We start from the raw sequence: 12,515 nt of genomic DNA, 5'->3' as shown, positions 1-12,515 counted from the left end.
GCTGTGCTCCCACTGCATTTTTTTCCATTTATTGATGCCTTTTACAATAAAGGCCGCAAACGGTTTGCTTAATGCCGCTTTTAATCCCATAAGTTCTGTTTAAACTATGTTATGTATAATATCAGGCTCAGCATCTCCCTTGTATTCACTCATCATTTTACGATAAGCAATAGTTAAAGCTACACTTGATAGCGGAACAATAATAAAGGAGCTCAAAATATTTATAAAGAATGAGAACACCGGCCAGTGTATGTAACTAAAAAACAAATAAAGCAGGTGAAAACTTAATAGCACTAACAAAAGCAGAAAAATCTTTGTAAAGTTGCCTTTTGTAGTGGCTAAGCTAAGCTTTATAGATAGAAATGGAGGTAAATCTTTATCGATTATAAAAAACGGGAAGAAAGAAATACGGATCCATGTAATGAATATTGCAATTACCCCAACAGAAATAGCCACATTGGTTATAACTTCCATTTTTATCCCTGTGTATATAAAAGGGAAAGCGATTAACACTACTATCGAATACACACCTACAATACAAAGCATAAAGTAAAGCGTTGCCACCAGGAATCTGATAATCTGTTTTCTGGTAGGAATTGTACTTACAATGCTTACATCATGGTCTTCATCATCCAGTAAATGAAAAATATACTTAAACAGCGATAGATTGATGGTAAAGTAGAACATCACAAAGATGAAAGCCATCAATATACTCAATCCCTTACTTACATCCTTTAAAAAGAATGCCATTAAGCCCGAAGCATTAGAAGTAATAAACATCAAAAAGCACAGTGTGGCAATAGAAAAGTAATTCCTTTTGGTCACTGTCCAGGCCTTGCTAATCACCTCATTTACAGCAAATGTACTCTCCTTTAAAAATTCTATCATTGTTGTTTAAATACTACTCTTTTAATAAAATCCTGCATAAAACCTAAACCGTAGGCTGTTAGCTGAATGAACGCTGCAATAATGCTCAAAAATGCAACTTTTAATGACTTATTAACCTGCCATGAGTGAAAAAATATCAACATAAAGTATATCAGCATTACAAAGTTACAAATGAATGCTAAAGGCCAATAAAATATATTAATAAGCACAGTAAATATTACGGCACATGTAAATGCTGCCGGAAAGAAATGCACCAATTTTAATTCGGAAGGGAAATGTTTATAAATATTTATCCTGGCCCTGCCAAAAAAGTGCAGCTGCTTATAGAACTGGCTAAAACTTGTGCGTCTTTTATGAAAAACTCTGGCTGCCGGGATTAAACCGATCTTAAAACCGTGCTCGTGAATACGAATACTATATTCAATATCCTCTCCTAATCTTGTTAATATAAAGCCGCCAACTTTTTCCCATACTTCTCTGGATACCCCCATGTTAAAACTACGGGGATGGAATTGTCCGATATGCTTTTTATTGCCTCTTATCCCTCCGGTTGTAAATGGAGAAGTCATGGCATAACTGATGGCCTTTTGTACCGGCGTAAAACTTTGGTGTGCAGCATCGGGCCCACCATATGCATCCAGTTTATGTTCAAAAAGATAATCCTTTACTATTTCAAGGTAATCCTCAGGGATGAGGCAATCGGAATCAAAAATCACAAAGAAATCGCCTTTGGCCCTTTCAAACCCATAATTRCGCGAAAACCCTTGTCCCTCGTTAGGTTTAAAGAAATATTTTACATCAAGTGAATTGGCATATTTATCAACAATAGCCTTAGCATCATTTACAGAACCATCCTCAATTACCAATACTTCGAATTGGGTATAGGTTTGCCTGGTAAGCGTAGTGAGCAATTCATCAATCTCCTGAGGGCGATTGTAAAGGGGAATTATAATCGAAAAAAACATTTGTTATAAAATCTCCTTTTCTATTAAATATTGGTTACGCTCTGGTGCATTTCTGGTAACCAGTTCTGCAACAAAACCAGTTAAAAACAACTGAGAACCAAGTATTATGGCTACCAAAGCAATATAGAACAATGGTTGATCCGTTACATCCCTTTTATACGGAATGGCCATAGATATATGATATAGCTTAACGCCAATAAGCCATAAGGCCATAAATGTTCCTATCACAAAACTCAGCACTCCTAACGAACCAAAAAAGTGCATTGGACGTTTGCCAAATTTACCTACAAAAAAGATGGACAAGAGGTCTAGAAATCCATTAACAAAACGGCTCATTCCAAACTTGGTAACTCCATATTTACGCGCCCTATGCTCTACTACCTGTTCTCCGATATTCTTAAATCCTGCCCATTTTGCGATTACAGGAATATAACGGTGCATCTCGCCGTAAACTTCAATTGTTTTAACCACATCACTACGGTAAGCTTTTAAACCGCAATTAAAATCATTTAATTGAATGCCCGACATTTTTCGGGTGGCAGCGTTAAAAAGCTTGGTGGGTATGGTTTTGGTAATCGGATCGTAACGTTTCTTTTTCCAGCCGGATATAATATCAAACTTTTCCTCTTTTATCCGACGGAAAAGTTCAGGTATCTCATCCGGACTATCCTGCAGATCAGCATCCATAGTAATTATTACATCACCTTGTGCAGCCTCAAAAGCAACATTTAATGCGGCAGATTTACCATAGTTTCTTCTGAATTTAATTCCTTTTACTGAACTATATTGTTGCTTTAAATCTTCAATAATGCTCCAGGAGCTATCAGTACTTCCATCGTCAACAAAAAGAACCTCATAACTAAAGTTATGCTCCTGCATTACCTTAGCAATCCATGAAGTTAATTCAGGTAACGATTCTTCTTCATTATATAGGGGGATTACAACAGAAATATCCATGTGTGATTACAACGCTTAAAACTGTGCAAACTTACTTAAAACTTAACAAATATGCATATTCACAAAATTGTTAGGTTTTGCCACCACCTGAGCCTCCATTATATGCATCATATTATTAACGACCTGCTAGAATGAAACTGTAACAATATTAGCCGTTCCCAATAAATACTTGGAGAATTACTATAATTAATCCCATTTAATTATAAATTTGAATAGTTATTAAATTAAATCACACAATGATAAACATGCGTAAATCAGTTATCCTTGCTACATTAATGATGGCAGGAATTAACATTGTTCAGGCTCAAGATGCAAAACCTGAAGACACCGAAGTATATACTCCAGTTCCTAAAGTGGTATCAACACCGGAGCTTACAATAGCCCCCCCTTCTGATGCTATTATACTTTTTGATGGCAAAAACCTTGACCAATGGGTAATGACTGAAGACAGATCGAAACCTGCTGCGTGGACGGTTGCCAATAAAGTATTTACCGTAAATAAAAAATCGGGAAACATAGAAACCAAAGAATCATTTGGTAACTACCAATTACACCTGGAGTGGCGTGTGCCTGCAAATATCACTGGCAAAGGACAAGGCAGAGGCAATAGCGGACTTTTCCTTGCTTCTATTGGCAAAGGTGATGCCGGTTACGAATTGCAAATTCTTGACTCTTATAAAAACGACACTTATACAAATGGACAGGCTGCAAGTATTTACAAACAATTTGTCCCTCTTGCCAACCCAACCCGCAAACCAGGAGAATGGAACAGTTACGATGTGATCTGGACTGCACCTACATTTAACGAAGACAAAACTGTAAAAACACCTGCCAGAGTTACCGTGTTATTTAACGGAGTATTGGTTCAGGATAATACTACATTATTGGGGCCAACACAATACATCGGAGCACCTGCATACAGACAAGCTCATGGCCCTGCGCCAATTAAGTTACAATCTCATGGAGATCCTAGCGAACCATTGAGTTTCCGTAACATTTGGATCAGAAATCTTTAATTATTGATTTTTTAGGTAAAGGGCTGTTCAAAGAATGCGAAATTCTTTGAACAGCCCTTTACTATTTATTAGAAAAATAAATCCAATCCAGATTAAACAGATCTTGCTTCTGATCTCCTGAAGCTGTAAATACAAAATAAAGATCATGATTACCTTTTGTTACCTCTATTGCGGCAGTTAACTCTTTCCAATCTGTTTTACCATCAGCCGCTGCTGCCGGTACAATAAGCCGGCTAATTAATGGCCCATTCATACTATCTAACCTCAATTCAATATTTCCTCCGGTGCCAATGACCTGTACATTATACTTAACCCGTTTTATGCCTGCCAGATCTATTTCATTAAACTTGATATAACTATGGTCTGCAATTCCAGTTGTATAAGCCATAAAAGCCGTAGTAATCGTAGCTATACKAACATTTCCCTTATCAAAATCTTCTGCCTGAACGTAAGGATTGCGCAAAGAAATATAAGCTCTACTATCTAAAGGTTCAATTCCATTAGCTCCTTTATCTCTATACGAAGCATTCAGCAGGTAACTTCCCTCCTTTCCTTTTCCAAGATGGTCTTTTAAAGGGATGCTATTTTTAAGAGGCAGTTTTCCAGATTTTCTAGAAAGCGAAAGAATATAATCGACCATTTCTGCAGCGTCATCCGGAGACACCGCCGGATGTGCTGACATAGCCCGCTCTCCCCAGTTCCCGCTACCGCCCTCAATGACCTTTTTAGCTAGCGTTTTCACTACATCTTTCTTGCCTGCATACCGCACCGATATCGACTTATAAGTAGGACCAACTGAAGCCTTGTCCATAGAATGACATGCCTTACAATCCAAATTAGCCAACATCCCCGACCCTTTAAGATATTTATAAGCTCCAGGATCTTGATTCCCGGCGAGGATAACTGCTACATCTTTTCCCTGAGGTAAATAACCGAAAGAGACCTTCACTTTATTCTGATCTATCACCTTATCCTCTACATCTTTAACCACAACCTGATAATCTAATAGCTGTCCATCCCAGTAAAAACTTCTATTTGAATTGCTTTTAATAGCTACCAACGGAGGGGTATTCCCAACATGTATTTTGGAAATTGCGGTTCCTACTGCCCCTTTATCATCCTTTACATTTAGCTCAACATTATAAATACCCGGCTTCTCAAAACTATATTTCACTTCCGATCCGCTGATTGTTTTACCTGCTATCATCCAGCTGAAATCAAGTTTATCTTCTTTATCAAAATCAACTGATTTATTACCTGACAAATTAACTAACAAAGGAGCAGCACCGTACGGTTTGTCGACCGTTATTTCCGCTATAGGTTTTCTATTTCCTTCCTGATACTCTATTCTTATGAGCTTTGCATCCGTATTTTTAGAGAACCAGTTAGTGCCATATTCTAGCATATATATTGCACCATCCTTACTAAATTGCATATCTACAAGGGCAGAAAACTTAAGGTGTTTTAAAAATGGTTCCATCTGTTTATAGTTACCGCTTTCATCAAAAGTAACCGCCATGATCCAACCCCTAATCCAATCGTAAATAAATAACTTACCATTATAATATTCCGAAAGTTTATAGGGCGCATTTGGGAATAGGTCGCTATAATAAATTGGGCCAGCAGCTGCAGTAGCACCACCACTTCCTACCATAGGAAAATGTTTGGAGGGCATTTTACCATACCAGATCATTGCTGGCTCAGCTGGAGGTAGCTCCTTTTCGCCGGTATTATTAGGTGAATTGTTTAAAGGCTTAGTAGGATCCTTTTTTTCTCCCGGCTGTTTGGTTGCATAATTATACAGCGGTAATGCCTGGTTGTTTCCTAAAAAATATGGCCACCCAAAAAAACCCGGTTTTTTAGCCTGATTAATCTCATCAAAGCTCATGTACTCGCCATCTTCACTTTCCACTTTTGTATCCGGACCAACATCCCCCCAGTATACATAGCCATTTTTTTGATCGATGCTAAACCGATAAGGATTACGGGACCCCATAGTATAAATTTCAGGTAAACCTTTTGAACCATCTTTAGGAAAAAGATTTCCCTCAGGAATAGAATAGCCACCACCATCTTTGGGAATAATACGAAGTATCTTTCCTCTTAAATCATTAGTATTGGCAGAAGTTGCCTGATCATCCGCCAGCCCTCTTCCCGGCCTTTCATCCACAGGAGTATAACCTTCCGTTTCCTCTGCGTTTGTATTATCACCTGTAGATAGATATAATATCCCTTTCGAGTCAAATGAGAGGTAACCTGCAGAATGGCAACAATATTTACGCTGAGTTGGAATTTCAAGCAATACCTGTTCCGATTTATTAATTAGCTTATCTCCAACTAACTGATACCGTGCTAACCTACTTTTTGACTCCTCTCCTCCTACCGCAAAATAAAGGTACACCCAATGATTTTCTGCGAACTTTGGATCTAAGGCTAACCCCAGCAGTCCATCTTCTATGCCACTAAAAACATTAATATTTGCTATAGTTTTAACTGACTTTGTTTTACTGTTATAAAGCTTTACAGCCCCCTTACGTTCTACAAAAAGTATATTCAGGTTAGGGAGTACGGCCATTTCCATAGGCTCATCCAATCCTTCAGCTAATACAATGCGCGTATACCGGCTACTATCAGGAACTGTTGTATCGATCTTACTTAATACTTGAAAACCATGATTCTCGTGTTTATTTTTCCAGATCCATGAGCTAAGCACTAAAATAAAAAATGTTGCCGCTACTAATAAATAATTTGATTTCATTTTAACAATTAAACATTAGCCAATAAAACCGATGAACCACTACGTTTTCTGCTCAAATCAGCAGCCTTTATAAAAGAGAAAATCTCCATGGTTTCCCTTTCAGAAACAGGAGGTTTACCCGTTTCAAAAAAACCTATGATCTCAGCTATTAGTGGAGAATAAGAACTAAATGGCCCCAATGTAGCTATTCCACCTTCTCCAAAAGCAGTACCTGCAATATTTGAAGCCCCATTACGTATTCCACGTACAGTTCCAACACGTCCATCTTCCCATACACCTGTTACAAAATCAACACCATCGTTATAAATTCTGGTCACCGTTTTACAACCAGGCCCCATAACTGTAAACAACATTTCTATCCCATGTATAGCATACCAAGCCATATCCATGTGGTTCGATTCAATCTCTGCCGGGGTATAAACATCAGCTCCTAATACCTTGCCAATACTTCCTGAAACAACCTTTTGTACATTGCCATCAAAGCGCAATGCTGAAGAGCTAAAAACCGGAGCATCGTATTTTTTAGAAGCAGCAAAGATTTTTTTCACATCATCCAGCGAAGCTGCAATGGGCTTGTCTATAAACATCCTTTTTCCAGCCTGCATCACTGGTAAAGCTTGTTCAAAATGTGGTCTTCCGTCAATGGTTTCCAACAGGACAACATCAACCTTCCTAATCAGTTCTTCAATCGAGTCCACTATTTCAACTCCATTTGCCTTAACAGCTTCAATGATGCCGGGTTTCATTTTTAATGCTGCAGGAATGTCTTTACTTCCATGTGGATAGGCTGCTATTACTTTGTAGCCCTTCATTTCCAGACCACCTCCATTAATAGCTTTGATGAAAACCTCACTATGCGAAGTATCCAATCCTATAATTCCAATACGTTTTCCTGTTTCCGTACGTAACGGCGACTTGCCTAACGAAGGCAAAGAATGAAGCAAACCTGCACCTAAACCTGCAAGTGCAGTGTTTACGATGAAAGATCTGCGATTAAAAGATCTCATATATATTTGGTTTTGTGTGTTTCTAACAAGAGACTATACAAACAATTCGTTCCTCATATCGAATGTATTCCATAGTACCCCAAAACAGAAAAGAAGCCTTGCTGATTTGAGAGCCGACATGAGTCGAGATAATTTGAGTGCTTTAATATTATGGTCTTTCAGAAATGAAAAGTTCTTCATTAACAGACAACAATCAACATAAGCAGCTGGAACACAGGAATGACGACGACACTTTTGAACAACCTCAAAACAATAATAAACAAAAAAAGACAATTATTAAATCCATTATTCGATTTAATAATTGTCTTTTTAAACAAGTGATATATTTTATATCGTTAAAATACTATTCTTCGTAAAGAGGTTGTTCTTTTTTAATAACAGCTGCACCAATTAAACTGATAATCAAACCATAAATCGTGTAACTCACCGCTACTCCAAATCCTATAAAAAAGATCATGTAAGGTCTCATCATCTCTACTCCCTTAACCTTGTTTTCATCATCACCAGCCGCAGCCTTTGCTGAATCCATTAGCTGATTAAAAGCATTTGTATCTAAAACCTTATAATAAAGGATAGTAAACACAGCTATAAACAATCCTGCATATGCAGCTACTTTAAAGCCCGAAGAAAATGCTTTACCAAAGCTTATATATCCACCTAATTCCTTTTTGTATGTAGTTTGCACAAATACAACAGCCATAATAAATGGAATATAGGAAGCTAGCGAGTATATAATTTTCTCTGCTACAGTGGTATTCGGGTTGTTCTGATCAACTCCTAGCCATTTCATCACAAACATAAGCACAAGGAAATAAACAGAATATGCTATTGCGCTTTTAAACGCCAGCATATTTGGATTCTTTTTCGGTTCTACTACTACTTCTTCTTCCATTTGAAAGTTTTAAATAAACGTTAATATATAAGTTAATAATAAAAGCTATTGCCTAAGCGGTAGCCGCATTAAAATTAGCGATTAAGGTATACACCGCAATATCAAACTCCTTGTTTGCACTAAAATCCTCTAGCTCTTTAATTATCTTATCATTGGCTTTAGGCTGATGGAAGAAAACCATAAAAGGAACAAAAAGATCTTCCATTTCTTCACCCAGATCAATCATCCCGGCATGACTGCAGATATCCTCAACACTTCCTTCAATCAATTGCTGGTTGCTGATCAGGTCTTCATAAATATGGAATTCATCCTGAAACTCGTCTTCCTCAACCAATAAGAATTCTTTAAGGAAATCACCTAATTCAGGTTTTATACGCTCGTCATGGCATTCATTGATATACAACAAAAGGTTCAGTAATTCTGTTCCCCTATCTATTGTTTCTTCTTCAATCCTTAGCCACTCTTCAGAGTCAAGGTAATCTTCTTCAAGTTTTTTAATGTCAATAGAAAAGAAATTAATCATCAGCAAATCAAAGAATACTTCTCTAAGCTCCTCAAATGATGGATGCTCATCAAAAACTTCATCAAACTCTTCAACCTTCTCTATAAAGCCAAGGTCTTTGTTAAACACTTCTACAAGGCTTTCCTCTAACTTAACCGAGTCATTACCAGATACCGCAGCAAATTTATCTAACGATGCAATTAGTGCGTCTTTTACATGATTATCCATATGATTGTAATTGTTTGTTATTAAATACCAGTTGAACTTTACCGGTCAGTTTTTTATTTAATAGTGGAGAATTGGCAGATTTAGAATAGTTACTGGCAACATTATACTCCCATTGTAAAGTAGGATTATAAACTGTAAAGTTGGCTTCAGCACCTTCTTCAATCACAGGAACTGCGAGTCTTAGTAATTTACGGGGATTTATAGAAAGCTTCTCCGCTATCTGCGTTGCATCAAGTCCGGCTTTTATAAGCAAAGGCAAAACAGTTTGCAGGGCAATGATGCCGTATGATGCAATTTCAAATTCAACATCTTTAAATTCTATTTCGTGCGGGCGATGCTGTGATCCTATTGCATCAATGGTTCCGTCTTTTAAACCTGTAAGCAATGCCTTCACATCAGATTTACCACGCAAAGGTGGCTTAACCTTGTAATTACTGTCGAAATCATTCAGCAACTCTTCTGTAAACACCAAATGATGTGCAGCTACATCACAAGTGATTTTCACACCATCTTTTTTAGCTTTCTTTATAAGCGCTACAGAACCTGCTGTTGAAATATTACTAATATGTACAGGAGCATTATGGTAAGTGGCTAAAAAGATATCGCGGCTAATGTGCATTTCCTCTGCTAACGATGGCAATCCTTTCATTCCCAATAACACGCTGGTTTTGCTTTCGTTAATCTGCGATTTTCCTGCAATGGATTTATTCTCAGGATATACCATTAAAAGTCCGTTAAAACCCTGGGTGTATTGTATTGCGCGACTCATAAAGCCATCGTCAACAATTGCCTTTCCTCCATCAGAAAATGCTACTGCACCCGCCTGCTTCATGTCGTACAATTCTGCAAGCTCTTTACCTTCCAGTCCCTGACTAACCGCTCCTATTGGCAGCACATCTACCAGATTGTTTTTTGCCCTGTTAATAATGTATTCCACTTCGGCCTTAGATTGCACCACTGGCTTAGTATTTGGCAAAACCGCGATCCCTGTAAACCCGCCTGCTTTTGCAGCTTCAGTTGCCGTATTAATATCTTCTTTGGTTTCGAAACCTGGATCTCCGATTGAACAGTTTAAATCAAAGAAACCTGGAGAGAGAACAGCACCCTGGCCATCAAAAACCTGTTCGTTTTTAGATGCGGTCAGGTTGTTACCTATAGCCGTTATCTTTCCTTGTTCTACACGAACATCACATTTCTTTTGATTGAACTGGCTGTTTGGATCGGCAATAACTATACCCGTGATAAGAAGGTTCATGATATTTTTATGTTTTTTATGTTATTAAAGAATCTAATAAGTAGTATTTCACCGGCTAAAAAAACAATAGTTAAAATTAGGCAAAGTTTCCATAATTCACTGCTGCTATTTTTCCCTTCGATATTTAATGATTGTGCATCCTTTTTAGAATTAAATACTGCTACCTTTTGTTTGCCAAACAAGTTATTAAGCTGTGTTTCTGTAGCATAATGCATGTCGGATTCTGTACGGTTATCATTAAACGCTATAATGGCCAAAACAGAATCTGCTTTTTTTAATTCATAAAAGCCCGATTTCTTTACCTGATCTGCAACATATAGTAAAGTTTTTCCGGCAGTTTGTCGCACTTCAGGAATAACTTCAAAGTCATTCGACACCAATTTTAACGACTGATTAGCCAGAAGACTAATTTTTTCACTTTCTAATAAATTATTGAGGCCTATTGTATAATATAATGGTTGCTCTTTTGCACTTGCAAAAGCAATCTTATACATTAATGGTACAAAAACCGGGTGCTTAGGCAGGTTGCTATCCTTAATATCCAATGAACTTGATGAAAGATAAATTTTACCGGCCCCTACCGTATACTTTGCAAACAGGAATCTATTTAAAGGCAATTGCAAAATGCTTTCTTTAGCACTTGTATTCTGCTCAGTATAACTAAAATACCTGTTTACCAAGGGCAGATCTATATTTTTAGGAATCTGATCGAACACATCTTTAAAAACAGAGTTCTTTAAATCCATACTGCTTGCTAAAGGTGGCCCAGAATTTAATTGCTGAACCGCAGGCAGCGACAAGCCGGTTAAGAACGGAGTGTAAACATTGCTATTGGCATCAAGATCAGGAAAGATAACTACAGATCCTCCATTTTGTACATATCCTTTTAATTGCTGAGCGAGGCCTGAAGATGGTTCTTTTAGCCCGTTAAGTACTATTAAACTGTAATCGGAAAAGCTGGAGTATTTAATGTTCGACTCAGGCATTTCGGTAAGTTTAAAATAATTGTCGGATGCAAAGAGCGCCTTTATAAATTTATCAGAAGAATTGCCCGTGATGTTTAGCACCTTTAGCTCATTACTTACCTTAAAACTAAAATTCAGATCATCATCAAATGTTAAAGGAAAGTCCTTAATACTAATTACACCTTTTTGCCACCCGCTTTTTAATCCACTAAAAGATAAAGTGTCTTTAACTGACTTACCAGCCTCAACATTTATATTACTGATAGCTTTTTGCTGTTTGTTTATTGTTAGCTTTAAGGCTATGCCCGAAGCAAGCTCTTCACCATAATTCCTTAATTGGACCACAACCCTCTCTGCCTGCCCTGGTTGGTGTACCGGTGAAAGGCTCCAAACACTATCAACCGAAATATTCGGAAGGCTGTTGGCATTTAGCTTAATAAAAGTATAACTGATCTCTTTATTGGCCGCTAAAGGTTTATCACCTGCAAAACTATTCTGAAAGTCGGAAAGCAGATAGCAGATCTCGTTTCTATTTGCAGAAAAACTTGCCTGTTGTCTGTTTAGAATCTGTTGCAAAGTCTTATTTGCTGGTGATATCTTAATTTCATCCAGTAATTGAATAAACTCTTCTTTATTAACAAGCCTTTGGTGCTTGCCCTCAAAATCGTTTGTAATTAATTGAAACTGATCATTAATATCATATGACCTTACAATTTCCTTTGCCTTTCTTTTAGCTTCATCAAGTAAACTGCCCTCTTTGTTTACGGTCTCCATACTATAAGAGTTATCAATATAGATACTGATAACATTTCTCTGTCCCGGATTATGTTTGTTGCCCGAGGGGATAAAAGGCCTGGCAAATGCCAGCACAAGAAATACGATGGCCAATACCCTGCACAAAAGTACAAGCAAATTTTTAAGCTTTTCTCTTGAAGAATTTTGCTCCTTTGCCTCCTTTAAGAATTGTAAGTTGCTAAAATATACTTTCTTAAATTTCCTGAAATTGAATAAGTGAATTACAATAGGTATGGCTATTGCCAGCAGCGCGAAAAGAAAACCTGGGTATAGGAAATTCATTAAAA

At 37.4% G+C, this 12,515-nt stretch carries 10 protein-coding genes; 1 reads left to right on the top strand and 9 read right to left on the bottom strand.

Annotated features, from left to right (window positions below; translation table 11 throughout):
• Positions 1–99: 99 nt before the first annotated feature.
• From AC1DG9_RS08835 to AC1DG9_RS08825, 3 genes are read right to left on the bottom strand one after another with little or no spacing between them, the layout of a single operon-like run.
• Positions 100–888: a hypothetical protein gene (locus AC1DG9_RS08835; protein WP_172660683.1), complete on the bottom strand. Its 789-nt coding sequence runs from the start codon at positions 886–888 to the stop codon at positions 100–102.
• Positions 885–1,853 carry a glycosyltransferase family 2 protein gene (locus AC1DG9_RS08830; protein ID WP_048904323.1) on the bottom strand — a complete coding sequence of 323 codons (969 nt, stop codon included), beginning with the start codon at positions 1,851–1,853 and terminating at the stop codon, positions 885–887. The genes AC1DG9_RS08835 and AC1DG9_RS08830 overlap by 4 nt, the downstream gene beginning before the upstream one ends.
• Before the next feature lie 3 nt (positions 1,854–1,856).
• The gene (locus tag AC1DG9_RS08825) at positions 1,857–2,810 is read right to left on the bottom strand and encodes a glycosyltransferase family 2 protein (protein ID WP_172660684.1); all 954 of its coding nucleotides are present in this window, start codon (positions 2,808–2,810) and stop codon (positions 1,857–1,859) included.
• A 245-nt stretch (positions 2,811–3,055) separates the two neighbouring features.
• Between AC1DG9_RS08825 and AC1DG9_RS08820 the strand changes: the two genes are divergently transcribed.
• Positions 3,056–3,826 carry a 3-keto-disaccharide hydrolase gene (locus AC1DG9_RS08820; RefSeq protein WP_084498238.1) on the top strand — a complete coding sequence of 257 codons (771 nt, stop codon included), beginning with the start codon at positions 3,056–3,058 and terminating at the stop codon, positions 3,824–3,826.
• A 61-nt stretch (positions 3,827–3,887) separates the two neighbouring features.
• Here AC1DG9_RS08820 and AC1DG9_RS08815 read toward each other — a convergent pair whose 3' ends face one another.
• From AC1DG9_RS08815 to AC1DG9_RS08790, 6 genes are all read right to left on the bottom strand, one after another.
• Positions 3,888–6,584, bottom strand: coding sequence for a PQQ-dependent sugar dehydrogenase (locus tag AC1DG9_RS08815; RefSeq protein ID WP_477634517.1), 2,697 nt, complete (start codon positions 6,582–6,584; stop codon positions 3,888–3,890).
• 8 nt (positions 6,585–6,592) lie between these two features.
• Positions 6,593–7,591, bottom strand: coding sequence for a Gfo/Idh/MocA family protein (locus tag AC1DG9_RS08810; protein ID WP_337715620.1), 999 nt, complete (start codon positions 7,589–7,591; stop codon positions 6,593–6,595).
• 343 nt (positions 7,592–7,934) lie between these two features.
• Complete coding sequence (locus tag AC1DG9_RS08805) at positions 7,935–8,483, bottom strand: DUF4199 domain-containing protein (protein WP_337715622.1); 549 nt, start codon at positions 8,481–8,483, stop codon at positions 7,935–7,937.
• A 52-nt stretch (positions 8,484–8,535) separates the two neighbouring features.
• Positions 8,536–9,213 (bottom strand): hypothetical protein, encoded by a 678-nt coding sequence (locus AC1DG9_RS08800; protein ID WP_048904318.1) that lies wholly within the window; start codon positions 9,211–9,213, stop codon positions 8,536–8,538.
• Positions 9,206–10,468 (bottom strand): dihydroorotase, encoded by a 1,263-nt coding sequence (locus AC1DG9_RS08795; protein ID WP_172660687.1) that lies wholly within the window; start codon positions 10,466–10,468, stop codon positions 9,206–9,208. Before AC1DG9_RS08795 ends, AC1DG9_RS08800 begins: the two co-directional genes overlap by 8 nt.
• Positions 10,465–12,510 carry a BatA domain-containing protein gene (locus tag AC1DG9_RS08790; protein WP_337715624.1) on the bottom strand — a complete coding sequence of 682 codons (2,046 nt, stop codon included), beginning with the start codon at positions 12,508–12,510 and terminating at the stop codon, positions 10,465–10,467. Before AC1DG9_RS08790 ends, AC1DG9_RS08795 begins: the two co-directional genes overlap by 4 nt.
• Positions 12,511–12,515: the final 5 nt, after the last annotated feature.

It is taken from the genome of Pedobacter sp. 05L430, assembly GCF_056397585.1.
Note: the sequence above shows the minus strand (reverse complement) of the source record. Positions and strands in the feature narration are given on the sequence as shown.